This is a genomic window from Desulfopila sp. IMCC35006 (genome assembly GCF_005116645.1).
Taxonomy (GTDB): Bacteria; Desulfobacterota; Desulfobulbia; order Desulfobulbales; family Desulfocapsaceae; genus Desulforhopalus_A.
Genome location: NZ_SWCM01000012.1, coordinates 13872 through 40052, shown reverse-complemented (window position 1 = coordinate 40052; position 26181 = coordinate 13872). Strand labels below are relative to the sequence as shown.

Annotated in this window: 23 protein-coding genes; 16 read left to right on the top strand and 7 right to left on the bottom strand. The window is 47.8% G+C overall.

All coding sequences use genetic code 11. The features are described from left to right. Nucleotides 1-415 precede the first annotated feature (415 nt). Both FCL47_RS18170 and FCL47_RS18165 read left to right on the top strand, forming a co-directional pair. Complete coding sequence (locus FCL47_RS18170; protein ID WP_136815057.1) at nt 416-2659, top strand: ATP-binding protein; 2244 nt, start codon at nt 416-418, stop codon at nt 2657-2659. 161 nt (nt 2660-2820) lie between these two features. Next, nucleotides 2821-3180 (top strand): DsrE family protein, encoded by a 360-nt coding sequence (locus tag FCL47_RS18165; protein ID WP_136815055.1) that lies wholly within the window; start codon nt 2821-2823, stop codon nt 3178-3180. A gap of 385 nt (nt 3181-3565) precedes the next feature. Here the strand turns inward: FCL47_RS18165 and FCL47_RS25720 are convergent, their stop codons facing one another. Next, nucleotides 3566-3697: a transposase gene (locus tag FCL47_RS25720; RefSeq protein WP_370459580.1), complete on the bottom strand. Its 132-nt coding sequence runs from the start codon at nt 3695-3697 to the stop codon at nt 3566-3568. Continuing rightward, nucleotides 3654-4304: a transposase gene (locus FCL47_RS18160; protein ID WP_370459578.1), complete on the bottom strand. Its 651-nt coding sequence runs from the start codon at nt 4302-4304 to the stop codon at nt 3654-3656. Before FCL47_RS18160 ends, FCL47_RS25720 begins: the two co-directional genes overlap by 44 nt. Before the next feature lie 400 nt (nt 4305-4704). On the opposite strand from FCL47_RS18160, the gene FCL47_RS18155 reads away from it, so the two are divergent. The 9 genes from FCL47_RS18155 to FCL47_RS18115 all read left to right on the top strand — a co-directional run bounded on the left by FCL47_RS18155 (nt 4705) and on the right by FCL47_RS18115 (nt 14431). Beyond that, nucleotides 4705-5934 carry a response regulator gene (locus FCL47_RS18155; RefSeq protein WP_136815054.1) on the top strand — a complete coding sequence of 410 codons (1230 nt, stop codon included), beginning with the start codon at nt 4705-4707 and terminating at the stop codon, nt 5932-5934. 18 nt (nt 5935-5952) lie between these two features. Next, nucleotides 5953-6393: a response regulator gene (locus FCL47_RS18150; protein ID WP_136815052.1), complete on the top strand. Its 441-nt coding sequence runs from the start codon at nt 5953-5955 to the stop codon at nt 6391-6393. Between the two features lie 161 nt (nt 6394-6554). After that, nucleotides 6555-7085, top strand: coding sequence for a CBS domain-containing protein (locus FCL47_RS18145; RefSeq protein ID WP_136815051.1), 531 nt, complete (start codon nt 6555-6557; stop codon nt 7083-7085). Between the two features lie 23 nt (nt 7086-7108). Further along, entirely contained in the window at nt 7109-8605 is a 1497-nt protein-coding gene (locus FCL47_RS18140) for an SLC13 family permease (protein ID WP_136815049.1), read from the top strand. Nucleotides 8606-8842: 237 nt separating this feature from the next. Then, nucleotides 8843-10225 (top strand): sodium:proton antiporter NhaD, encoded by a 1383-nt coding sequence (gene nhaD, locus FCL47_RS18135; protein ID WP_136815158.1) that lies wholly within the window; start codon nt 8843-8845, stop codon nt 10223-10225. 311 nt (nt 10226-10536) lie between these two features. After that, the gene (locus tag FCL47_RS18130) at nt 10537-11904 is read left to right on the top strand and encodes a sigma-54-dependent Fis family transcriptional regulator (protein WP_136815047.1); all 1368 of its coding nucleotides are present in this window, start codon (nt 10537-10539) and stop codon (nt 11902-11904) included. 9 nt (nt 11905-11913) lie between these two features. Further along, nucleotides 11914-12267: a hypothetical protein gene (locus FCL47_RS18125; RefSeq protein WP_136815045.1), complete on the top strand. Its 354-nt coding sequence runs from the start codon at nt 11914-11916 to the stop codon at nt 12265-12267. Continuing rightward, a complete protein-coding gene (locus FCL47_RS18120) occupies nt 12264-14039 on the top strand; it encodes a PAS domain-containing sensor histidine kinase (RefSeq protein WP_136815043.1) in 1776 nt (591 codons plus the stop codon). The genes FCL47_RS18125 and FCL47_RS18120 overlap by 4 nt, the downstream gene beginning before the upstream one ends. Before the next feature lie 14 nt (nt 14040-14053). Further along, entirely contained in the window at nt 14054-14431 is a 378-nt protein-coding gene (locus FCL47_RS18115) for a response regulator (RefSeq protein WP_136815041.1), read from the top strand. Between the two features lie 291 nt (nt 14432-14722). Here the strand turns inward: FCL47_RS18115 and FCL47_RS18110 are convergent, their stop codons facing one another. Continuing rightward, entirely contained in the window at nt 14723-14968 is a 246-nt protein-coding gene (locus tag FCL47_RS18110; protein ID WP_136815039.1) for a hypothetical protein, read from the bottom strand. Between the two features lie 159 nt (nt 14969-15127). Next, nucleotides 15128-15394, bottom strand: a complete 267-nt coding sequence (locus FCL47_RS18105; RefSeq protein ID WP_136815037.1) for a DksA/TraR family C4-type zinc finger protein — start codon at nt 15392-15394, stop codon at nt 15128-15130. A gap of 519 nt (nt 15395-15913) precedes the next feature. Between FCL47_RS18105 and FCL47_RS18100 the strand changes: the two genes are divergently transcribed. Next, on the top strand, nt 15914-16393 hold the full coding sequence (locus tag FCL47_RS18100) for a response regulator (RefSeq protein WP_136815035.1): 480 nt from the start codon (nt 15914-15916) through the stop codon (nt 16391-16393). A gap of 172 nt (nt 16394-16565) precedes the next feature. Here FCL47_RS18100 and FCL47_RS18095 read toward each other — a convergent pair whose 3' ends face one another. Further along, the gene (locus FCL47_RS18095; RefSeq protein WP_136815033.1) at nt 16566-18314 is read right to left on the bottom strand and encodes a B12-binding domain-containing radical SAM protein; all 1749 of its coding nucleotides are present in this window, start codon (nt 18312-18314) and stop codon (nt 16566-16568) included. A 122-nt stretch (nt 18315-18436) separates the two neighbouring features. Here FCL47_RS18095 and FCL47_RS18090 point away from each other — a divergent pair, with 122 nt between their 5' ends. The 4 genes from FCL47_RS18090 (at nt 18437) to FCL47_RS18075 (ending at nt 23319) form a co-directional block, all read left to right on the top strand. Further along, the gene (locus FCL47_RS18090; RefSeq protein WP_136815031.1) at nt 18437-19432 is read left to right on the top strand and encodes a sensor histidine kinase KdpD; all 996 of its coding nucleotides are present in this window, start codon (nt 18437-18439) and stop codon (nt 19430-19432) included. Then, the gene (locus tag FCL47_RS18085) at nt 19416-20153 is read left to right on the top strand and encodes a response regulator transcription factor (RefSeq protein WP_136815029.1); all 738 of its coding nucleotides are present in this window, start codon (nt 19416-19418) and stop codon (nt 20151-20153) included. Before FCL47_RS18090 ends, FCL47_RS18085 begins: the two co-directional genes overlap by 17 nt. 19 nt (nt 20154-20172) lie before the next feature. Continuing rightward, entirely contained in the window at nt 20173-21417 is a 1245-nt protein-coding gene (locus tag FCL47_RS18080) for a tetratricopeptide repeat protein (protein ID WP_136815027.1), read from the top strand. 429 nt (nt 21418-21846) lie between these two features. Beyond that, complete coding sequence (locus tag FCL47_RS18075; RefSeq protein WP_136815025.1) at nt 21847-23319, top strand: diguanylate cyclase; 1473 nt, start codon at nt 21847-21849, stop codon at nt 23317-23319. Between the two features lie 39 nt (nt 23320-23358). On the opposite strand, the gene FCL47_RS18070 is transcribed toward FCL47_RS18075, so the two are convergent. Both FCL47_RS18070 and can read right to left on the bottom strand, forming a co-directional pair. Further along, a complete protein-coding gene (locus FCL47_RS18070; RefSeq protein ID WP_136815023.1) occupies nt 23359-25203 on the bottom strand; it encodes a sodium:proton antiporter in 1845 nt (614 codons plus the stop codon). Between the two features lie 25 nt (nt 25204-25228). Beyond that, on the bottom strand, nt 25229-25870 hold the full coding sequence (can, locus tag FCL47_RS18065) for a carbonate dehydratase (protein WP_136815021.1): 642 nt from the start codon (nt 25868-25870) through the stop codon (nt 25229-25231). Between the last annotated feature and the right edge of the window lie 311 nt (nt 25871-26181).

The following is a 26181-nucleotide window of genomic DNA, read 5'->3' as shown; positions in this document are numbered from 1 at the left end:
ACGTGGATTGTCAACTGCGCTACGCTGCATTGGCAACCGGTTACGCTTGCGGTCTCGCAGTTCAGATAGCTCCTATAATTCTTGACTGCTAGAGAGGCGATCCGTCAGGAAACATCTTAACCAAACGAATCTACGAATCGCTTTGCGTTGGCAGTACAAATCTTGCACCCGAGCCTGCACAACATTGACGTGATTTCAACCACAATACCTAACATAATCGTTGAAGTTCTTCGCAAAAATAATCTGGAATTATCTCGGAGGGTCGGCAACACAAAATGTGATAGACATTCGACCTCTTGAATGCCTTATAATCATTAGATATATTCAGTGCAGCCACTTAAGAAGTGTAAATTTTATTTTTTAAAAAAGTTCAGTCAATAATGCTCTTTTTTCTCAAAAGGAAACAGGTCACAAAATGAAGCTTTTCAACATCGGTGCCAGGCCGGAAGATTTTGAGCTCATATTCAATCATATTCCGATGGGAATCGCTTATCTGGATCGTGACTTCAAAATTCTCAACATGAATCCCTATCTTCTGAAAAAGCTCGGGGTAAGCCTTGAGAACGTCAGAGGAAGGCACTGCTACGAACTGCACGCTGAATTATTGGGAGAGATAAAAAAGGACCTCAAAACGTGCAATGACTGTAAGGCCCCGGAGGCAATGGAGACGGGAGAGATGCAGACCTTCGTCAAAGAAATCACCCCAGGTTTCATAGTCGAAAATATCATGGTCCCGGTGAAGAACGAGAGAGGAGAGGTCATCGGGGTCATAGAGCTGTTTCAGGATATTACCGAGAGTATACAAACGGACAGGGAACTGCGGGAAAGTGAAGAAAAATACAAAAGCTTGGTCGAAAATATCGGTATCGGTGTAGCTCTTATCAGTCCTGCCATGGAAATAATTACCATGAACAAGCAAATGAATAAATGGTTTCCGAATATTGACGTTTCAAAAAAACCTGTTTGCTTTCAAACATTTAATGACGCTCCCAGGGAAGATATCTGTTCCTGTTGTCCCACGATTAAAACGTTACAGGATGGACAGGTCCATGAATCGGTAACGGATACGCCGCTTGGCAATGAAATCAGAAATTATAGAATAATCTCTTCACCTATTTTTAATTCGGACGGCAAAGTCACCGCCGCGATAGAGATGGTCGAAGACATCACCGAGGGCAAAAAGGCGGAGATAAAAATACAAGAATATCAGAATAACCTGGAGGGTCTGGTCAAGGAGCGTACCGAAAGACTGTCAATTACAAACAGGGAATTGAATAAGGAAATTGCTAATCGCAAGCAGGCGGAAAAGGAACGAGAGGCAACAATCGAATTTTTGCGTTTTACTAACGAAAGCCGGGGAACCAAAGAACTGAGTCATGCAGCAATAGCCTTTCTCCAAAAACAATCAGCCTGCGAAGCTGTGGGAATAAGGTTGAAAGAGAAAAATGACTATCCCTATTACGAGACGCGGGGTTTTTCGGACGAGTTCGTTCTCGCGGAGACACGGCTATGCGCCCGGGACGAGGCCGGGCTTCTGATCTGCGACAGCACCGGCAACCCAGTGCTCGAATGCATGTGCGGTAACGTCATCTGCGGTCGTTTTGATCCTTCCAAACCATTTTTCACAGCACAGGGAAGCTTCTGGAGCAACCACACCACCGAACTGCTCGCCTCGTCTTCTGAAGCAGACCGGCAGTCCCGTACACGCAATCGCTGTAATAGCGAAGGGTACGAGTCGGTAGCCCTGATCCCACTGCGTCTTGGTACGGAATGCCTGGGGCTTCTCCAGTTGAACGATCGGAGAAAAGAACGATTCAACCTTGAAACCATTGCCCTGCTGGAGCGACTCGCAGGCTACTTAGCTGTGGCACTGAGCAAATTTCAGTCCGAAGAGAAGCTTCAAGTTCTAAATGAGGAACTTGAAATGAGGGTCGAAGAAAGGACCCACGAGCTGCTGGAAACCCAAAAACAGTATCTACATGCGGAAAAGCTATCGGCGATCGGCAAGCTTTCCGCCTCCATCGCCCATGAGTTCAACAATCCTCTCCAGAGTGTTATGACCATTATCAAAGGGATCGATCAATACGTTCCCCTGGAAAAAACGGAAGCAGAACTCGTCACGCTGGCTCTAGAGGAATGCCAAAGGATGAAGAATCTCATCGCTAATCTCAGAGATTTCTTCCAGCCTACTTCCGGCATACTTACACAGGTAGACATTCATGCTCTCCTTGACCCCCTCCTCTTGATCTGCAAAAAAGACTTTCATACTCGTAAAATCAGCATCATAAAAAAGTACGCCGACAATCTCCCCTCGATTATGGGGGTTATTGATCAGCTGAAACAGGTCTTTCTCAATCTGTTAAATAATGCTGCAGACGCATGCCAAGGCGACGGTATGATGATCACTATTACAACTGAAGTAATCAACGGGGAGAACATTGCAGTCCGCATTGAAGATAACGGCATAGGCATAAGCCCAGAAAATATCGCCCATATCTTTGAACCTTTTTTCACCACTAAGCAAGACCTAAAAGGAACTGGTCTTGGTTTATCCGTAAGTTATGGCATTATAAAAAAACATGGTGGCTATATAGATGTGAAAAGTGAACCCGGTAAGGGATCAAAATTTTCAGTTTTTCTACCCGTTGTGAAAGTATAAAAGGAATTTGGACTGTAATGGAAAAGAAAACCGGGTTAAGGATTTACGTTACTCTCAGAGGCTGGTCAGAATCACTGGTGTCATCGTGGTCGTCTTGGTAAAATGGTCTGTTTTGAGTGTTATCAACCCATCAGCAATTCAATACAAATGAGGAGGAAAAAATGACAAATAACGTCGTTATCACAGTTTCATGCGGGACTGATGATCCCAATCGTGCCACTCGAGCCATTCATTTAGCAACAGTTGCTCACAAAGAGGGAAAAAACGTCACCCTGTTTCTTCTCGATGAAGGAGTGTATCTCGCCAAGATAGGTCTTTTAGACAACCTTCGCGCAGCAACCGGGGATGTGGCGGATGATCTCATGACGTATCTGCAAGCCAACGAAGTACCGGTGCTTGCCTGCACGCCATGCGCCAAGGCTCGGCGAATAACGGAGAGTGATCTGATTGAAGGGGCGAGAATGGGTACTGCTGTCGAATTGATACGGTTGTCCTGCGATGCAACGGTTATCAGCCTGTAGGACTCATTTCAATGAGATGCTGGCGGCTGCCTGACTCTTTTGGGGGTAATGGTGAGGTTGCAGGCAGCAAAAGGAGTAGAAGAGTCAAGTCGTTGCTTGACTCTTCTACAGTTTAAAACGTCTCAGAAAGTCGATTTAGCCGCACTCACGATCTCTCCTATGAATCTTCACCGAAAAACCATCAAGAAAGTCTTCCAGAGAACCTTTGCTAGCCCGCATATTTCATGGATGGTTTATATTTGTCCAGAAGTGATTCTTTTGCGGTTTTGTAGAGTCACTTCGCCTTTTCGCCGACGCTTGAGAGGTATTTTCATGAATATAGCGCGCACCTCTCCCATAGCCCCCGTTTTATCTCAACACGCCGGGGCAGCGCTCAGACCTGTCTTTACCCGGAGGCGAGTCTTGCTGCGACTTTGGCAAAAATCTCCTGATACGGATAGCTGTCACTCAATAACACCCGTATCTTTCTGGTATTACGTATAATCACCGCTCCTATCTTGAGTAGTTTCAGGCGGATTGTTGCAACTTGACTGCGTGCCAGTTCCGTTCCGGCCAGGCACCGCCGCCGAATAGTTTCCAGTTAGACATAGCGGAAGAAAGCAATAATGATCAGAAAAGCCATGAAAAAAACGTCCCTCCTGCCGGCCATGGATCGCATCGTCGGTGGCATCAAAATCGAGAATCAGTTCTTCCGGTCCATCACTATAAGAGGCAATGAAACGATCCACTAATACCTTATGGATGGCAATCGCCTCATCACATCCCATTCGGTTTTCAAACCGGCACAGGGTCGACGGACTGGCCAAGGCTTGCGTCTTCCCGAGAGCGGTCTGAATCAACGGATCTGTTCGTAACGTCTCATGGTCATTGAGGTCTTCATAGCCCAGGCAGATCGCATAGACACGCTGACGCAAGAGGCTTGCAGGATCATGCCGGATCTGTTTTTTGCGCCGGTGATCCGATAAACTTCTGGCGATATCATCAGTTAACTGTAAACGACGATCCATTTCTCGAAGAAGAACCGCTCCACCATCACTGGTTATGTCTCCTCCGGTAAAATCGGTTTGAACTAACCGTTGTTTACAGTTTGTGAAGTCCATTGGCCTTGTGGTACATTTTGTCATGGCGAACCCTCCCTTTATTTTCTTTCTAGGCAATTGAATTATAAAGGATTTTTGAGGTTTCGCCTTCTTTTTATGAAATATTCAGGCTAGCCAGGTTGACACCGATCAAAATCAATTTGGGAATGAGCGCGTTTATTGCCCTATCTGCAGCAAAACAGGAAACAACCAAGCCACAGCGTTCCACTGCGAGACAAACTGAAACGCTGTGGAACATATGTTCCATAATGTTCCACAAGAAGCAAAACAACACCAGCTCTACTTTCTTCCAAATAGTGTCGTATCTATTTATAATATCGCACAAAAAATGAATACTGTAACATTGTGGTACAGTATCTGCAATACAATGGACAAGAGGAGAGTTTCATTATTTGAGTGAGAAAATGACTAAAAGGAGACCCCTATGTCCTCAATCGCATTGTTTAACAGCATTTTCACGATGGAAAAGGAAATCCGGGAAAAACTGGCCGTGGCATCCGGTTATGTTACTATTCAAGATCATGACATAATCGATGAAACGTGCCTGCAGTACAAATTAAAGAAAGATAAGGTGGCAGAAGCTCTTTATAGTCCGACATCCGTCTTTAACAAGTTCACATTTGAGAGAGAGCGCACCACGGCTCACATAAAACTTGCCTTGGCTGAACATATCAGCCGTTCCAAAATTATTTTTTCCGGTTTCATTACCCACTTAATTCCCTCTTCGGTGAGCCACATCTTGAAAGTGGGTGTCTTTGATGAAAAACAAGGTCGTATTAAGCGGGCAATCGCCGAGGGCTTGATCGAGAAAAAGGCTGTCAATCTGATTCATCATCATGACCTTAAAGCAATAGGCTGGACGGATTTTCTCTTTGCCAAGACAGTAAGTGATCCATCTCTTTACGACATTGTTATTCCTGTCGGGTCCAGTAGCCCTGATGCGGTGGTGCAACGTATCATGGAAAACTATCACAAACCAGCTGTTCTCGAAACCGAAACATCCAGGCAAGCTGTCGTGGACTTCATCCTGGCAACGCAGGTCGAGTTAGCCTTGATCGAAAAAGGCTACATTCCCTCTGTTGTGAGCAACAATGGGCACATTACCCTGTTCGTTAACAAAAGTGTTCTCAATTTTTCAAAACTAGCTAATGCACTGAAAAGAATAGCTAAAAGTGTAAGCGGTGTACAAAATGTTGAGGTCGCGACGGGCAAAGATTACTACGTGTCCGTTTACAGAGCGCAGGAATTCTCTCTCCCGCCTAAGGTTTTACTGGTTGATGATGAACAGGAGTTTGTGGAAACGCTTGCCGAACGACTCAATACGCGAAACTATGGTTCTTATCCTGTTCTTGATGGCGAGCAGGCCCTCGACTTATTGGCGCAGGAAACTCCTGATGTCATAGTTCTCGACTTGAAAATGCCAGGTGTGAGCGGTGTTGAAGTTCTCTTTCAAGCAAAAGCAGTGAAACCTGAAATTGAAATTATCATCCTTACCGGCCACGGATCAGAGGAAGATGAAAAAAAATGTATGGAACTCGGAGCCTATGCCTATTTGCAGAAACCTGTTGATATAGTTCAACTAACAGCAAAGATCGACGAGGCCTACAAGAAAGTGGCAATGGCCAAATTAGCGCAGGCAAAACTTCACCCCTAACTATTGAGAGGCAGTGCAATGAATAGTCAGTTAGCGACAAAAGTTATGCTGGTAGATGACGAGAAAGATTTTATCGAAATTTTGTCCCAGCGTCTCGAAACCCGTGGACTCAAGGTCATAGCGGTGACAAGCGGCGAAGAAGCATTGGCCATGACTGATGACCAGAATTTTGATGTTGCAGTCGTCGATATTGCCATGCCGGGGATAAACGGTATCGAGACCCTCAAGCAGATCAAAGAAAAAAGACCTGACATCGAAGTCATTATGCTTACCGGACAGGGCACGATACAAAGTGGCATTGAAGCGATGAAACACGGGGCAATAGATTACCTTGAGAAACCGGTAGACTTAACCATTCTCATGGAAAAAATACGCCTGGCTAAGCAGCAACGGATTCTCATGCTGGAAAAGAAATCGGCAAACGAAGTGAGAAACATTCTAAAAAGTAAAAGCTGGTAAAATTCTGTTTCTCTCTGCAGAAGCATTTTCCCTCTAACCAACGGTAATTAAGGAAACAGGCTACTGTAAACCAGCCGAAAAAGAACTGGTGCGTCCAGGTGTTGTAAAGACCAAAATTCACCGAACTGTTTGAGACAGACTTCGGAAAAAGGAGAAGTGTTATGGATACAAAAAAATCGACCATCCGAAACCTGGTTATCCCTATTGAGCACTACCCACATTTGAGCGAAAATCAGACTCTGCAGGAGGCAATACAGTCATTTATGTCTTTTCGGGCAGGACAGCAGGAACGTCAGCACTATTCCATGCTGTTCGTGGTCAACGACCTGAATCAACTGGTCGGTAAATTATTCTTGATGGATATCATGCATGGGCTGGCGCCGGGTCTCCTGAAAGGCACGAAGGTGGGAAAGTTTGAAGGCAAAGAAGGAGATTTTCTGGACCTGGCTCCTCTCTATGAAACATCAACATTTTCAGAATGTGGAAAGAATCGAGATAAGCCCATAAAATCACTTGTGCATCCCATTGATTTTTCATTTCCGGCGGACACCCACATTCTAAAAGCGTTAGTCATGATGTCCAACCGAAACGAATTTGATGTTCCGGTAACCGATGACGGCACCATAATCGGTGTTCTGCGCCTTGAGGAGATCTTCATGGCCATGTGCAACACCTACTGCCCCATTCCATAAGAAAACATAAAGAGGAGAAGAGGATGAGTGCTGCAGATTCTACCACTATCAGCCTGCCTGAAACCCCAAAAAAATTCGATTGGAAGCGGCTCACCTTCATGTTGCTTGGCATGGGGCTTTTTGTCTTTGTCTATTACTGTCCTCCGTGGCCCGATGCCATTGACCCCATGGGGGAACACTTTGTTCTGAGCCAGCAAGCCAAAGGAGCCTTAGCCGTTTTTTTGTTGGCGGCAACATGGTGGGTCTTTGAAGTTGTTCCAATCGGTGTCACCAGCTTAACCATTGGTGTTTTACAGGCACTTTTCATGATCCGTGATCCAAAAGTTGCCTTCAAGGATTTCATGGACCCATCCGTGCTGTTTATCTTCGGGTCCATAGTAATCGGCATGGTGTTTACCAAAACCGGTCTCACCAGGCGAATCGCGTATAAAATGCTCTCAATCGTCGGTGAAAAAACCAGCATGATAATGCTGGGCTGTTTTATTATGACCGCGGCCCTGACTCACGTTATGGCCCACACAGCAGTGGCTGCGACCATGTTTCCGCTACTTATGGCCATTCACGCTCTTTACTCCGACGAAGAAAAACCTTCGAAATTCGGCAAGGGGCTTTTCATAGGCATGGCATACGTGGCGGGAGCCGGTAGCATCATTACCCTGCTTGGTGCAGCCCGTGGAGCAGTAGCTCTTGGGTTCTATAAGGATATCACAAACGTGGATATCGGTTTTTTTGAACTCACTACTTATATGTTTCCTATCGGTTGGCTTATGACCTTTCTGCTCTGGGGATTTTTCATGCTCGTTTGCAAACCAGAACGTAAAGTTATTCACGGATTAAAGGAACGATCCAGGAACATGTATGCAGAACTGGGCAAATGGCGAAGAAATGAGATCTTGACCGTGGTTATCGTCGTCGCCACAATCCTCATCATTGCCCTGAAAAATTTTTTCCCGGCTTTTAGCGGACTACATAAAACAGGGATTTTGCTTTGTTCTACTATTGCGTTTTTTCTCTTTAATATTCTCGATGTGAATGACTTGGAAGATATCCCATGGAATATAATTTTACTCTTTGCCGGGGCCATGTCCATCGGTTTTTGCCTCTGGGAAACGGGCGCAGCGAAGTGGCTTGCTGTTAACTGGCTGATCCTGTTTGAGAACTCTCCACCGATTATCTTTATCCTCGGCATGGCCTTTTTTGTCATGATGATGACCAATTTTATCATGAACGTGGCAGCCATTGCCATATCCCTGCCCGTTGCTCTGGTTGTCGCACCCTATCTCGGGGTCGCCGGCGAGGTGATCCTGTTCTCTGCACTCGTCGTTTCCGGCATGCCCTTTTTGCTGCTGGTTGGTGCCGCACCAAACGCAATTGCCTACAACTCCAACATGTTCACCACCGGTGAATTCTTTTTATACGGCATACCGGCGAGTATTCTCTTGATGCTGGTTACTTGGCTGGCGGTGACCGTTATCTGGCCGCTAATGGGCATGGCGGTCTTTGTCCCAAAGGTAATATAAATACAATCCAACTGCAGGCATGCCGGCTGTTTTTTGGGTCCGCATGGGCTGTTTTCCCAGGTAACTTTTAATGAGCTTGAAGCTGAAAATAGACAACAGCTGTTTTGCTGAAGACGGTAACGGTCAACTCAATAAATTTTCAATTTATCGCTTATAAAAAGGAGGTAGGTCGTGTTCGGTTTTTCTAACAGAGTTATTTTTCTGGTCTTTTTACTATTAGGTATCCCCGGTGTGGTCATGGCAATGGCCACCGGGGAAGCCCCTTCTCTCGATCTTACCTCGCACTGGGTTGGCTACACCTCCCTTATTATTTTTGTGGTTGCCTATAGCCTGGTTATCGCGGAAGAGTATACGCATATGCGTAAATCAAAACCGATCCTGCTTGCTGCCGGGTTGATATGGGGGATTATTGCCTGGATATATGCCAGTAACGGTTTTACCCATGCAGCTGAAACAGCGGTTCGCCATAATATACTGGAATACGCGGAACTTTTTCTCTTCCTGCTGGTGGCAATGACCTACATTAACGCCATGGAGGAGCGGCAGGTTTTTGAGGCTATGCGGGTCAGACTGGTCTGTGCCGGATTTTCTTTTCGTAAGCTCTTTTGGGTTACGGGCTTGCTGGCATTTTTTATTTCGCCCGTAGCCGACAACCTGACCACCGCGATGCTTATGTGCGCTGTAGTCATGGCTATAGGCAAAGACAATGCTAAATTTATCGGTCTTGCCTGTATCAACATCGTTATTGCCGCCAATGCAGGAGGAGCATTTAGCCCATTTGGCGATATCACCACTCTTATGGTCTGGCAGAAAGGCATTGTAGATTTCTGGACTTTCTTTAATCTTTTTATCCCTTCTGTCGTTAACTGGCTGGTGCCGGCGGTAATCATGAGTTTTGCCGTACCAAAAATCAACCCTGCCACCTGCGAGATCGATGTCAAGATGAAACGCGGTGCTGTTGTGGTCATGCTCCTCTTTCTGATGACCATTGTTACCGCCGTCAGTTTTCATAGTTTTCTGTACCTGCCGCCCATGATGGGCATGATGACAGGTCTTGCATATCTGAAGATATTTGGTTTCTACCTGAAGAAAACCCATAAAAATGGACATGGTGTGGCAAGCTATGATCCGGAGAAAGCAGATGAAATGGTCGGCGACACTGTAGCTTTTGATGTATTCAAAAAGATTGCCCGAGCCGAGTGGGACACCATGATGTTTTTCTATGGTGTTATTCTCTGCGTGGGTGGACTTGGCTTTATTGGCTACCTGGGCATTGCTTCCCAGACCATGTATGGCGACTGGGGTCCAACAACGGCCAATGTGATGGTAGGGGTTCTTTCTGCTATCTTGGACAACATACCGGTCATGTTTGCAGTGCTTACCATGAATCCGGAGATGTCCATGGGACACTGGCTCCTGGTTACTCTTACTGCAGGGGTCGGTGGCAGCCTGCTTTCTATTGGCTCCGCTGCCGGTGTGGCACTCATGGGGCTCTCCAAGGGAAAGTATACTTTTTTCGGGCATATGAAATGGCTGCCGGTAATCGCCTTGGGGTATGCTGCCAGTATCGGTACGCATTTCCTGATAAACGGTCGTTTTTTCGACATTATGCCTCTCTAGCTCCTGTCGGCAAAAAACGGTGCTAAATGCATTCCCCCCTGGTGTTCAAACTGTTACTGCACGGATAGCTCGTGTTGTCCTGATGCAGCAACAGTTTGAGTTTTGGCTCAAGAGGCCACACACACAATTTCGTACACATGGGAAATAGTGCGGCCGGTATCTTGGGTATCTTTACTCAGAATCGGTTAAAGGTGTACTGCAAGATCACCAATTTATGAAAAGTAGGTACAGAATGCAATAAAACCGCTAGAATATAACAAATGGCCGCTGTGAATGTTAATATGTGACATATTTTCAACAAGATACAGTCGATGAAAACTAATCTTCCCGAGTTATTGAATGCAATTCCACATGGCATTGTCCTCCTCGATACAAAGCTATGTATCGTAGCTATAAATCGCTCCTGCGAGGGTCTGGTCGGCTATAGCAGTGATGAGGTTAGTGGAATATATAGTGACTTCATACTACGGACAAACCTTGGCAATAATGATCAGGTGTGCAGGAAGGTTTTAGAAGACGGCCTTTCCGTTTCCAAAGAAGGGAACTTAATAAACAAGAGGCGCGAGAAAATACCAATCCAGTTTACCATTTCCCGCTTGCATGACCTGCGACACAAGCCAACAGGGATACTGATTGTACTGGAAGACATTTCGGCTTTACAGGCAAAAAAAGCTGATCTCCAAGGAGATGACCAAGAATTCGGTATCATTGGCCATAGTCGACAGATGGAAGAAGTTTTTGAATTGATGTCTGTGCTTGCCCGCACTGATGCGTCAGTTTTGATCACCGGTGAAACAGGAACGGGAAAGGATAAGATCGCGGAGCAGCTCCATAAATTATCACAGCGTGGGCGTAAGCCATTTATCAAGGTCAACTGCGGCGCTCTGCCGGCAGCTTTACTTGAATCTGAACTTTTTGGTCATGTTAAAGGGGCGTTTACCGGTGCGGTAAACGATAATATCGGCATGTTTCGACTAGCCGACAAAGGGACTATATTTCTCACAGAGATAGGAGATCTATCACTTCCACTGCAGGTAAAACTGCTTTCCGTTCTGGACGATCATGCTTTTTATCCTGTGGGAGGAAGCAAACAAATAGAGATAGACGTACGTATTATTGCGGCAACCCATCGCTCTCTCAGGATGGAGGTAGAACAGGGACGCTTTAGGGAAGACCTCTTTTATCGGCTCAATGTTCTCCACTTGCACATACCTCCACTTCGGGAACGTGACGGTGACATTCCCCTGTTGCTGGATCATTTTTTACGCCAGTTCAGAACCAAACTCGCTCGGGATATTATTGGGTTCAACAGAAAATCGATCGACAGGCTCAGTTCTTACCACTACCCGGGCAATGTCCGCGAGTTGCGAAACATCGTAGAGTATGCGGTAACTTTCTGCCAGGAAAAAAAGATCGGGGTAAAAGATCTGCCGCAATACCTGGTAAAACCGACAAAGTCTCCTCGGGTCAATCACACCGATCATGTTGACCCTTCGCTTTCATCCCCTCCCCCGGAACAGTCCGTTCAAGCAAAAACTGGAGGTTGGGCTGAGGCGGAAAAAGAGAATATTATGGATGCGCTGGTTAAAACGGGGGGTAATCGTTCTAAGGCCGCTGAGCTTCTTGGCTGGGGAAGGACCACTCTTTGGCGTAAAATAAAAAAATACAGGCTGACATAAGGGGGAAAAATGAAAATCATGATGACAACAAGAGGCGACTATATATCTCCCCGATTTGATATGAGTGCGGAGGTTATCATTGCAACCTGTTATGACCGGCAACTGCTGGAAGAACCACATTCGTTGGTCTTGTCTGAGATGTCTGCTGAGTTGTTATGTGATCTTGTCCTCAAGGAAAACATTGGTGTCGTTGTCTGTGGAGGAATCGAAGAGGAACACTACCAATTTCTGATCTGGAAAAAAATCATGGTGTTCGATGCCGTCATCGGGCCCCATGCTGAGGTTCTGAGGTTGGTTATGGATAATTCTCTTAAACCAGGCGCGATGTTGTCGCGAGTAACATCCAGAGAGGGGGCCTTATGAAGCACAAATCCGGTTGGCTGGCAGGTATTCTTCCTTCTCCCTCAAGAGATATTGATCATGGAGCTGACCTTGACAAAAGTTACAAGAAATTTTCAAGAGGTCTTTCTCTTCTCTTGACGATACTGGTTCTGGTTCCGTTGACAATTATCTCTATCCTTTCACATTATCAATACAAACAACTGCTGCAAAAAGATGAGTTAACCCAACTGATGTTGAATCTGGAGCAAGCTCAGAGCACTATTGAACTCCTTGTATCAAAACTACAGTCAAGTGTCAGACTTGTTGCGCGCGATGATCGCTATCAAGATTTGATTGATCCAAAGAATCTTAAAGCCCTTTTCGTGAGGCTGCAGAAAGAGCATCCCGATTTTGCGGATATCGAGATCATTGATTCCGAAGGAATGCAGAAATCATATGTTGGGCCATATCATCTGAAGGCTCAAAACTACCGTGACCAAACCTGGTATCAGGAAGTTCTGCTCCGTGGGGTATACATCAGCAATGTTTTCTCCGGTTTCAGACAAGTTCCCCATTTTGTCATAGCCATAAGCAGAAAACATCCCAAACAGGAAGGGTCCTGGGTTTTACGTGTCACAATTGACGGCAAAACCTTACAACGCTTTGTTGATACTATCAGTACAACCTCCGTCGATGATATTTTTCTGGTTGATGCAAAGAATATAGCGCAGACACGCCCACAGCAATATGGTGAAATCGGTAAAGAAAATGTTCTTTACAGTGTTGACAAAACAATAAGTTCTGACATTTCCCGCTTTCTGTCAACACACAATAAGATCTTGCCAGAAGCTTCAGATTTAATTGTCCTGAAAAATTTCAACGGCCAGGAAGTCCTCCATGCATCCGTTCCGCTGAAGGGTACGCCATGGCGGATAGACATGGTAAAAAGACTCTATTTACAGGGAGATGCATGGTCCTCATTTAAAATACGCTTAGACACAATTTTTCTTTGTTGTGCAATTGTTGCGATATTTGTGATTTTAAAATTGAGCGACGGAATTACCAATCACATTCGTGAAGCAGACAAAAAACGGCAACAATTTCTTATCGAGGCCGAGCATGCAAATAAACTTGCCTCCATCGGTCGGTTGGCGGCGGGAGTGGGGCATGAAATAAACAATCCACTATCGATAATAAATGAAAAAACCGGTCTTATTCAGGATTATTTCGAAATGACAGGAGATTTCCAATACAAGGAATCAATGCAAGGGGCGCTCGACAGCATACAGAATAGTGTGGTGCGATGCAAAACAATAACCCACCGATTACTTGGCTTTGCCCGACATACTGATGTTCAGACAGAAGAAATTGACATCAACCTGGTTTTGCAGGAAGTTGTGGCTTTTCTGGCACAAGAAGCCACCTATAGTCAAATTGATATATGCTTTGAACTGGATCAGGATATACAGAAAATATTCAGCGATCGCAGCCAACTGCAGCAGGTTTTTCTAAATATCACAAACAATGCCATTGATGCGATTGGCAGCAATGGCCAAATTGTGCTGAGCAGTAAGCAGATTGATCCAGAAACCATTCAGGTAAAAATTACCGATACTGGAAAAGGGATGTCTCCGGATGTGCAACGACGCATCTTTGATCCTTTTTTTACTACCAAAGAAACCGGCAAAGGAACCGGCCTGGGGTTGTCCATAACCTATGGCATACTAAAAAAACTTGGTGGACGCATCAATGTGCAATCAGAGGTCGGCAAGGGAACAGAATTTGAAATTACCCTGCCGGTCAAAAACAGTTAAGAAGAAAGGATCACATGGATAAAGCAAAGCTGTTAATTATTGATGATGAAGTTGAGTTTGCCTCAACTCTGTGTGAACGCTTGCGTTTACGAGGCATAGACTCCACAGACGTACACAGTGGCACTGAGGGATTGAAGAAACTTGTTGAGATAGCTCCTAATATCGTAATTCTTGATCTAAAAATGCCAGATATAAATGGAATTGATGTTCTCGCTCGGATAAAAAAGCATGATCCCGACATTGAAGTCATAATGCTTACAGGCCATGGATCCAGGGCCGCCGGTATACTGGCAATGGAAAAAGGTGCCATCGATTACATCATGAAACCAACCGATATCAATGAACTTCTTGAAAAAATAAACTTCGCTTTTGCAAAGCACAACAAAGCATGAAAGCCCTATTGATGCGGTGACAGAAAATAGCATCCGACAGGAACAGGTTCAACCATTTGGGGAAACCCAACAACCATGTACCCACGGGCCATTTGGAAATATTAGAATCGCTTATCTCCTTCGAAATACGTTAGAAATCGACTTGGGTCGTTTTACCGGAAAGTCAGACGGCCTCCTATTGCATGAATGTTGGGGTTACCCCTGATTGCAAAGCTATCGGGTCAATTCAATATAGGTCCCGTTGATCAAACAGAGACTCAGCACATGGTGGAGATGCCGAGTGCCATAGTTCTATTGAAATGCGACATGGCTGGTGATGATACGAGGTTGGTCCAGGTCAAGGACCTCGGGCTCGATCCGCTGCAGCTCCTCAACATTCCAGTTGCCGTTGCGCTCGAGCAGCTCCAGAGCCTCGGCCTTGGACGGTGCCAGCACCGTTACATCAGCCTGCAGATAATTTTCCTTGTGGATATGCGGCTCATCCAGCATGGACCAGCTGGAAAAGCGTTTGCTGTGGCGCCAGACAAAAAGCAACATCGTTTTCCTCCGTAAAATCGATAACACATTACCAATGCAAACTCCAATGCATGTGCAAATGATGCGACATGAGTATTATTCATTCTGACAGATCAATTCGATTAGAAAGATCCCCAAGGGTGTGGACTCGGCCAGCGCCTCGGTATGTGGAACTCAAACCTATTTCAACTGGCTATCCTTACTGCCTCGCCTGTTAATACCGGTTGCAAAGGTCTGACGCTTCTCTTTCTCAGATTGACAGAGGATGCAGAGACGGACACCTGGAATAGCGTCTCTTCTGGCCGCCGGGATCGGCTCGTCGCATTCCTCGCAGTGGCTTAGGCTCTTGCCTTTAGGGATACGGCTCCTGGCTAATTTTACGGCATCTTCCACACTTGCATCGATTTGTTGTTGTACAGCTCCGTCGCTGGTCCACCCACCTGCCATTTTTTATCCTATGTTTCTCTGTTGCCTGCAAAAGGTCCGATTCACCAAAACGATCCGCGTTCCTCTCTTCATAGCTTCTAGCTTTCCATATTAGTCATCCTTTGGCTTCTCTGCTAGTCGGATATCAAGTAGGTATTCAGATCACCAGTCCATTTCATATCGCTTATCAACACAAACGCGCCTAACCGGATGAGATCCTGCAGATAGTCAGGCAACGAATATGCGTTATTTCATACACTGACACCGACCAGACCTTATGAGAAAGAATGGCAAGCCAAAGGGAGGCTCCGGTTTACTGGCCTTCGATGTGCCACTGTTAATACTCAGTTGAGGTGCACGCACAATGTGGCAAGGAAAACGTGGTCGGCTCTGAAACCTCCATGTAGAAAATGGAGATCCTTTCAATTCGACGAGGCTTATCAATAACGCAGGAATGGTTATCTTTGTACGACAGGTAAGGACGAAGCCGGAGAACTGAAAGGCCGGAAAAGTTTATTCCCTCAACAGCAGCAGATCCATATGAATTCGTTTAGTTTTCTTCTTGTCGATGATGAACAGGAGTTTATTGAGGCCCTTGCCTTGCGCCTGCGTCAGAGGGGCTACGCGGTGGAGTGTACTTTTACCGGGGCAGAAGCACTGAAACGACTTGAAATGGACAATTCTGTCGACATCGTATTACTCGATATCAGCATGCCTGCGCCAGACGGGATGACGACGCTGCAAAAAATCAAACTCAAGCATCCTCTTATTGAGGTCATTATGCTCACAGGCCACGCTTCGACCCGTTCTGCCGTTGAAGCGTTAAAGTTCGGCGCTTTCAATTATCTGACGAAACCGTGCGATCTACAAGATCTCATTTCCCTGTCAGAACAGGCAGCTGCCAGGAAGAGGGCGCGTGAGGCCAAATTACTCGACGCGAGGATAAAACCCTACATCTCAGATCAGGATCGGCAGGAGCTGATTCACCAGATTTTGGATAGTAAATATAGTGACTCTTAACAGAATGTTATTACCACTAAACTTCAGCTGCATAGGGATATGAGGTGCCCTTTGCACGGGTGTTCCGCAGCCTGGATGGCTGCGGTCAAGCCCCCAGGGACGGGTTTATGGCGTCCCGTGAAAAGGGCTCCTCATATCCCTCTGGACCTTCTAAGCTGAACTTTAGTGGTAATCACAACGGTTTATGAGCAGCAAGATCCTGCATAATTTTCGGCGCGCATAGAGGCCCCGCAAGGCCTTTGCCACCACTCACCTCGGCTAAGGCCAGAGCTGCCTGATTTTTTTCAAAAAAAGTCTTTGGTTCAAGAGTCCAGCCGGCGGCAAAGCGTCTTTCTTCTTTTTTCATGGTCCAGTAGATAGAGCGACCCGCCACCGGGGCGACCAGGCGAGGCTGCCAGCCGAGGGTGGTGTAGATATCCTGGAGTAAATCGGCAAGTTGTTGATGCAGAACCGGGTCATGCCGGTACCACTTTTTCATGGCCCAGACGGCGCCCGCATACATGGTGCGCAACGGTTTGACATCTTTAAGGTAACGGTTTCTAATCCGATTATCCGGATGCGAGGCATAGCGCTGCCAGCCTTTCAGGATGGTCCGGATAAGCCGGGAGAGGCTGGGACCATTCACCTTGAAATCCTGTTCAAAGGCCTCAAGGAGTATTTTTTCTTCCGCGCCTGCCGGAATATGGGGATGGCGATGGTTGAAACGGAACTGGCCATGGCTGTCGGAGACCTTGAATTCCTCCGGCGGCAATAAAGCCCCCTTTTCTTTCAACTCTGTATAGAGAGGCGTTCCCTGATTGGCAGTATACAGCATGAACTGGTGAAAATCGGTGGCATGGGAGACCGCATAGTCGATGACCTGATCGATATTTTCCGGACTATGCCCCTCCAAACCAATGATCGAGGAGCCGAGCACCCGGATACCGTGGTCCTGCAGGTCGTGGATCAGCGATCTTGTGTCAATGCCTGCAAGTTTTACATACTGGCTTTGTTTTCCCTCAAGGCCCATCCAGACCCAGGAAATACCAAGCTCGACGAGCTGTTCCATCCGATAGGAGCGCAGAACCTTGGCCGAGCTGAAGACATACAGGGCCCAGCTCTTATTATGTGCTTTCATCTGTTCGAGCAGGCCCAGTGCCCGTTGTTGATGGAGGAGGAAGTTTTCATCAAGGATAAAAAATGAGCTTGTCTGCAATTTTTCTTCCAGATCGGCCATCACCGCATAGAGCTCCTCCCCGGTCTCATAAAAATTATTGAATTTGCCCTTCCCGCCAAAAAGAGCCGAAGTTGAGCAGAAGTTGCATCCCATGGGACAGCCAACCGAAGGCACCACGATGGCCGCGGTATCTCCCGGCTTTTCGGAAAGCTCCTGGCCGAGGATCCTTGCACCAAAGGCCGAAGCCACCGCCGGATGCCTGACCGGCCTGGTCATATCCTGCCCCAGGTATTGACGAAACCATTTGATACCGTCGCCCCGGACGATATGATCGGCATCGATAAGTGTATCGATCCCTTCCATATTACTGATATGTCCACCGACCACGATAACTGCGCCGGGCTGATAGGTGCGGATCAGTTCGCACATTTTCTTGACCTTGTTGACATTGGGGATAATGGAACCGATGCCGATGACATGGTAGCGATTGGTGCGAATCGTCTCGATAAAGCGCTCCAGATCCGGAAAGTCGAGCAAAGTGCAGGGGGCTTCGATATTCTCTTTGATCATCAACAAACCAAAAGAGCGATGAAACATGCGCAGGCTGAAAACTCCCTGTACGCGGGTGACTTGATTGTGGTACAGTTCCATCGGATTGATTGCACTGCTGCCGTACTCGTCGTCCTGGGCATAGGGACCGAAAACACTGGTCAACAAGACCTGTGCCTTCGTACCAAGGTGATGGACCGGATACTTGTCTGTCATAGGGAATACCTCGTCGCCTGAAAGAATGTGGAAAAATGCATTGAGGTAGAGTAACTCATTAATTTGATGGTAGATAGTCAAGCGAGACAAATGACAATTCTTTTACAAAACGGCCGGAAGCAATGAAACGCTCCATCTGGTTTCTGCATCCGGTCGCTATCTTCGTTTTTTCGATAATTGCCCTCGGCCTCTCGCTGTTTTTGTATATCTACTGGTACGTTGAGGTGAGTACCGGCCTCAAGGCCGTCATCAAAAAGACCAACCTTGACCCGCAGCAGTTCGAATCGTGGCAGACCTGGGTGGTGATCATGGTTCTGTCAATCCTGGTCGGCATCATCCTGCTTGGCATTTTCATTATTTTTGTCTATCAGCGAAAAACCCAGGCCCTCTACCGGTCACAGTACAACTTCATCAACAGCTTTACCCATGAGCTGAAGACCCCGACGACTTCGCTCCGACTTTACCTGGAAACCTTCATAAAGCATGAGTTGCCAAGGGACAAGCAACTGAAATACCTGGAGTATATGCTGGCCGATGTCGGACGGCTCTCCGACAACATTAACAGCATCCTTCACCTGGCCCGAATCGAAGCCAAAATCTTTAGCGGCGAGCTCGTCATAGTCGACGCCGTGGCAGAGATAGAAGAGTTTTGCCGAAAAAATGGACAATTATTTCGCGGCAGCGAGATCGTCATGCAGCAGCAGCTCCCGAATTGCTATTATTGTGCGATAAATCAAGGACTTTTCCAGATGCTGCTGATGAACCTGCTGGCCAATGGCATCAGGCACAACGAGAGCGAGTGTCCGCGGATTACCATTACCTTCAGTCAGACGGAGAAAAACGTATTGATCTGCTTTGCCGATAACGGCATAGGGTTTGACAAGTCCCAGAGCAAGAAGATTTTCCAGAAATTTTTTCAGATCGAGCGGGAGAATTCGCATCATGTCGGCGGGACTGGTCTGGGGTTATATATGGTCGACCAGGTGGCCAGGTTCCACAAAGGCAAAATAACCGCCCAGAGCGACGGGATAGGCAAAGGAGCGAGCTTTACCCTGAGCTTGCCAAGACATCCCCCACCCATATTGGAGCAAGAGAGACCAAGTGACTGCAACAGCTAAAAAGCGCATCTTAATTATCGAAGATGACCGCCATATCGCCGAAGGCATCGAGTTGAACCTGAGCCTGCAGGGCCACGAGGTGAAGGTCGCGCAGAATGGCATCGAAGGGCTGGAAGCCTGGAAACAGTGGTGTCCCCATCTGATCGTGCTGGATCTCATGTTACCCGGCATCGACGGCATGCAGATTCTGCAAAACATTCGCCTGGAGGATGAACGCCTGCCTGTCCTCATCCTGTCGGCCAAGGTGGATGCCGCGGACAGGGTCGACGGTTTTCTCGTCGGGGTCGATGACTACATGACCAAACCCTTCAGCCTCGAAGAATTCCTCCTGCGAGTGGGCCGCCTGCTGACCCGGGATCAGTGGCAGCGGGAACAGGACGACACCCTGAAGACACCGGAACAAAAGCAGAACGTGTACCGCTTTGGTGCCAACACTGTTGATTTCTCCAGTGGCCAGGCGGAGTGCTGCGCCGGAACCATTCAACTGACCGAGCAGGAAATAAAGTTGCTCAAACTGTTTATTGTCAATAAAGGAAAGCCCCTGTCCCGCAGCAGATTACTGGAGATCGGCTGGGGCTACAACAAGGGAACGTCAACCCGTACCGTCGACAACTACATTGTCCGCTTCCGTCGCTACTTTGAAGAACAGCCCAAAAAGCCAAAATATTTTAAAAGCAGACGTTCGCTGGGCTATGTATTTGACCATGACCCAATTCAATAACCCGTGAAAAGTTGCTAAAATGCCCATCTCCCCACCACGTTATTCCGATGAAGAGCTGAACGGTTTCTTCACCGAGGCCTGCAATGCCCAAACAGCAGGGCGTTTCGCGGAGGCCGAGGAGAAATACCTGCTGCTGCTTGGGTACTTTCCGGACGCGGCCATGCTTCGCTATAACCTCGGCCTGGTATACTATAGTCTGGAAAACTTCACCGGCGCCCTGCACGAATTTTCCCAGGCCCTGACGTCTCAACCGGAAGACAGTGATACCCTTTTTAATCTGGCCCTCAGCCAGAAAAAAACCGGCGACAGCCGTGCCGCAGTTGCCACATACCGTCAGCTGCTGGAAGCCAGGCCGGACAATACCGACGCCTGGTACAATCTTGCCGGCTGTTATCGTGACACCCATGCCGACGAGCAGGCAATTTCCTGCTACCAAAGGGCGCTGGCGCTCGATTCCGATTATCTGCCGGCGCTCAACAATCTGGCCTATCTTTATCATCGCAGTGGCGATATGCAGCAGGCGGAAATCTGTTATCGACAGGTACTGACCTTGCGGTCGGACGACGATTCGGCACACTATATGCTCGCATCTCTTCTCGGCACTCCGCTTGAGCACGCTCCCGACTCCTATGTCCGGCATTTTTTCGATGCCTATGCTGAGGACTTTGAACAAAGTCTGGTGGATGGTCTGGGTTACGACACCCCCCGGCAGCTGCAGGCATGTTTTAAGAGATGTACTCAGCTAAAGGGCGTTAAGGATCAATACGACCATGGCCTCGATCTCGGCTGTGGGACTGGCCTCAGCGGTATCGCCTTCAAAGGCATTGTCCCTGTTCTTGATGGCGTTGACCTTTCCGCAAACATGCTTTTACAGGCAGCAGGAAAGGACTGTTACCATGGTCTGTACCAGGACAGCATCATTCACTACTTACAGACAACCGCGGCAACCTATGATTTTTTTCTCGCCACCGATGTTTTTATCTATGTCGGGGAATTGGGCGCTATTTTCAGCGCCCTGCGCGCTGTCGCCCGGCCGGGGGCACTCTTCTGCTTTTCTACGGAAACCCTCGATGCAACCGACTCAACGGGCTATCAGCTCCAAAAGACCGGCAGATTCGCCTATTCCCGCGACTATATCCACAGTATTGCGGGTGCAGCGGACTGGCTGGTGTTAACAGAAAAGAAGACCAGCCTGCGCAAAGAGAGAGAGAGGTGGGTTGCCGGCGATCTCTGGATTCTACAGATGAACACACGGCAACAATGAAGTTTTACTACCGGATTACATATATGTTCGACACCCTGTCCGGTACGTTTTCACCGGACCAGGATCACCTGCGAGCCGGATCCACAAGGCACTATTTCTCCGGGCTTTATCCCCTATCCAAACGGCAGGGAGCTGCGAAGCCGGTTTCTTCAGTCGTTATGTAAAGTGATGCAGGCGGCCACTACATCAAATTTTATACTATCCATGCATGAGTTCACGCCTTAATGTAAGGTACAGGGAAACAAAAAGTCACGTAGGGCGATAAAACCATGAGAAAAAAGGCTTCTTTGAAGACTTTTTTTCCGTCCCCTGCATCCTTATTTCGTCCTTAGTTCGTGCACTATTTGTTATTAGTGACTTAGAAATGATTGTCTTGTAAAAAAACAGTGCCCAACTCCCGTAAAAAAATCAACGATCAAAGACGAATTTATGAATGAAATAAATGCATTGCGTCGAGAAATTGATGATTTAAGAGTATTTGAACAGCGCTACCAGCGCGCCGAGGCGGCACGCAGAGCCTGTGAAGAAAGAAATCAGCTGCTGAGCGACAGCGCCCCGCTGGGAATTTTCACGGTCGATCTCCAGGGCAACATAACCGGGATCAACCGCAAGATGCGGGAGCTCCTTTCCTGGTCGGCTGACGACCCACCAACGGCGCTCACCCCATTAGAACGCCAGACCATGGCTCTAGCGGAGATCTACAGCGATATTCAACGCTGCATCAATCAGAAGAAACTGGTCATTGCCGAACGTCCCTATACCAATAGCCAGGGAGCCACCATTCATCTGCGCTATAATCTGAGCCCGATAGCTGCAGAAAATGGAGACATCAACGGAGTTATGGCCATTGCCGAAGACTACACTGATTTGAAGCGCGCAGAGGAAGCGATCAAAGAAAGCGAGCGACGCTACCGCCAGTTATTTCAATCGGCTCCCATCGCCATTATCGAATGGGATGTCTCCCGGTTGAAATCCTATCTGGAAGAGTTGCGTACGTCTGGGGTTTCCAATTTTCGAACATATTTTGAAGAACACCCGGAAGAAATTTACCATGGCTGGGAGTTAATCAGAACAGCCGACTTTAATCACGCCTTCCTGGATCTGATGGGAATTCCCCGAACCGTGACGCCGAATGGGGCCTTTCTTTCGACCGATGCCAACGAATTTTTCGAAATGGCCCGCGAGGTCATCCTGAAAACTGCTGAAGGGCATACCACCGTCGAACGGGAGGAAACAATTGTAACCACCAGCGGTGAGACCAAGGTCGTACTGGGGAAATCATTGGCCGTTTCCGGCCATGAGGATACGCTGGAACGAGTGGCAATTGCCATGGTGGATATCTCCCAGCGCAAGAAGGCAGAGAAAGCCTTGCTGGAAAGTGAACGCCGGTTTCGAGAGCAGGCCTTCCGAGATGGCCTGACAGGTCTTTACAACCAAAGGTATCTGTACCAGTCACTCAATGATCTGATAGATTGCAGTAAAGCGGCCAAGTCACCACTTTCCCTGCTGTTTATAGATTTGGACCATTTCAAAAAGGTCGTTGATACCTATGGCCATCTGAACGGCAGCCGCGCCATCCTTAAAGTCGCACAAACAATTGACAGCTGCCTCAAAGAACCTGCATATGCGGTGGCCTACGCCGGCGATGAGTTTGTGGTGGTCCTGCCGGGGATGGATCAAGACCAGGCGTACCGGAAAGCTTCTGAAATTCATGACAAGGTGCGGAGTACTGCCTACCAGTTAGAGCAAAACATTGAGGTCAGCCTGACAGCGAGCTTCGGTATTGCAACCTTTCCCCAGCATGCCACCGATATGCATGACTTGATAGCCGCTGCAGATCAGGCTCTGTTTGCCATCAAGGAGACCGGAAAGGACGCCATTGGCCAGTTTCAGCTCTCCTAGATTCATGTTTTACGACTATTGTCAGAACGGCCGGAAACCTCAGCTTTCACCCGCTTGTGCTTCCCGGGACGCCTGTTCATCTGAGTCAGGCTCCGCAGGATCTGCATGCAAAAGGAAACTGATCTGCCATCCCGGTTTGAGCTCCGGCTGATAAACTTCGGTAAACCAGTGCAGGCGCTTCTGGGCATCCTGGGCAAACAGCAGTGATACTTTATCTTTATGGGAAGACAAAAGGTTTTCAAGGGTGAATTCTTCGGTTATAGATGTCGTTTTGATCTGTCCGCCCAGGGCCAGCTGTGCTGCCAGTTCTGCATAGGTCAGCTCTGTTCCAAAAAGCATTTCTCCGATCCACTGGGCCGGCGGTCTCATTCTTTCGGTCGTCGCGTCATCTGCCTTGGCTCGAACCATGTAAATGTTATCTTTGCCGAATTCCAGCCGATAGCGCATTGCAGCAGCAGTATTGATACTCTCATGGTGGGACAACGCCAGCAGACAGCCGATTCCCACCAGGTCGAGATGGCGGTCCGCATGTTCTGAAATCGGATTGCCCAGGTAGGTTTGCAGACCCTCCATCTTTGCCGCGGCAATCCTGTCCATGGAGGTATCTGCCAGCAGAACCCTGAACCCTTTCTCCACCAGTGACTTTGCCATGGCGATCGCCAGGGTATTGGCACCGACGATCAAAAATCCCAGGGGCTCAGGCTCTGCCACTTTGAGCAAAACAGCAATGGGTCTGGCGGTAAGACTCTGGAGAATTACGGTGCCGATAATAACCGAAAAAACAAGCGGGACAAGGACCTGGGCATTCGCAAAACCAGCCGTTTCGAGCTTGAGGGCAAACAAGGCTGAAACGGCGGCGGCAATAATACCTCGGGGCGCTATCCAGGCAAGCAGATGACGTTCAGGCCAGGACAGGGCTGAGCCGGCCGTGGAAAGTATCACATTGAGCGGTCTTGCAACAAATTGAATGACGAGAAAGATCCCAACAACCGACCATCCCAGTTCCGTTATGGCGGCCAGATCAAGACGGGCGGCGAGCAGGATGAAAAGCATGGAAATCAGAAGCAGGCTCAGGCTCTCCTTAAAGTTGAGGATCTCCTCAATCTCAATATCTTTCATGTTGGACAGCACCATTCCCATAACCGTCACCGCAACCAGACCGGACTCAGCCTGGACCGTATCGGACAAGGCAAAAGCTGCCAAAACCAGAGACAGCGTCGACAAATTCTGCAGGTATTCCGGTATCCAGCGATGTCTTAGCAGAAGACCAAAAACATATCCCCCAGCCAGCCCGGTAATACACCCTGCAGCCACAATCATGCCGAATGTGACAATGGTATGCATCCATGCCCCCTGCCCCCCGCCGGCGATGATAAATTCATAGACAAGAACACCCAGGGACGCGCCAATGGGATCGATCACGATCCCTTCCCAGCGAAGAATAGTTGCAATGGAAGCTGTCGGCCGTACAGTTTTCAACATCGGAATAATCACCGTGGGTCCGGTCACAACAGTAAGGGCACCGAACAAAAACGAGAGCTCCCAGGAAAGCCCTGTCAGAAGCCTTGTTCCCCAGGCTGTTATGATCCAGGTTGCAACCATACCGATGGTTACCAGATTTCTGACAACAGCTTCCAATCCCAAAAGATCACGAAATTTTAGGGTCAGCCCTCCCTCGAACAAAATGATGGCAACGGAAAACGAGATAAAGGGAAGAAAAAGCGGGCCAAGCATTTCATCCGGATTGACAAGACCAAAGAGAGGACCGACGGCAATGCCGGTAAGGAGTAGAAAAATAATCGCCGGCAGTTTCACCCGCCAGGCGGCCCACTGACAAATGCTGCAGAGTATTAAAATACCGGCAATAGTGATGGTAAATGACATAAGGGTTTTCCTCTTATCTCACCAATTAAGAACAGGACATGCGCGGTAGAAGCGTGTCAGGAATATCGCCCTGGTTCGTTATGCAGATATCCAGGTCTTTCAACAACCCGTCTTTAACATTGTAAATCCAGCCATGAATTGCCAGTTCCCGGTTGAGTTGCCACGCGCCTCGGACGATTGTTGTGCGACACACATTCACCACTTGTTCAATAACATTCAGCTCGCATAGGCGATCAAGTTTTTCATTTTCACTTTGGAGGCAATCCAACTCCGGCTGGTGAAACCGTTGGACATCCTGGATGTTTCTTAACCAGTTGTCAATCAATCCATTTTCCTTGTCTTCCCAGGCCGCTTTTATACCACCGCATCCATAATGCCCGCACACAATAATATGTTTTATTTTAAGCACTTCGACGCCGTACTGAATAACTGAAAGGCAATTTAAATCTGTATGGGACACAATATTGGCAATATTACGATGCACGAAGACCTGGCCTGGGAGCATGCCGGTAATTTGATTTGCCGGGACACGGCTGTCCGCGCATCCAATCCACAGATATTGAGGATTTTGCTGGCCGGAGAGTTTGTGGAAAAAATCAGGATCAGACCTGGTCATATCTTGTGCCCATTGGTTGTTCTGATCAAAGATTTTTTTTAATATGCGCATCGTCGAATATTTATGTAACTTTTATTATCTTAGTCAGGAAGTAATGCCGTGCGTCACCGGGGGAAAGCTCCTCGCCATCCTGTGGCAGCAGAGGTCTGCACCCCGCAGGGATGTGGCCTTGCGGGGTAAAATCCCCTGTGCATGATCCTGTGTCAAGTCATTTGCTTACCATGAAATACTAACTAATGACAAGAGCATTGTCGCGGGGGAGTATTTGGCGAAGACAATAGCAGAATACTCGGTTATCCGGCGGCTTATGTTTCCCCCCCTGGCTCCTGAGACATCCACTCTCCTTTTGGGGCTCGATTCGT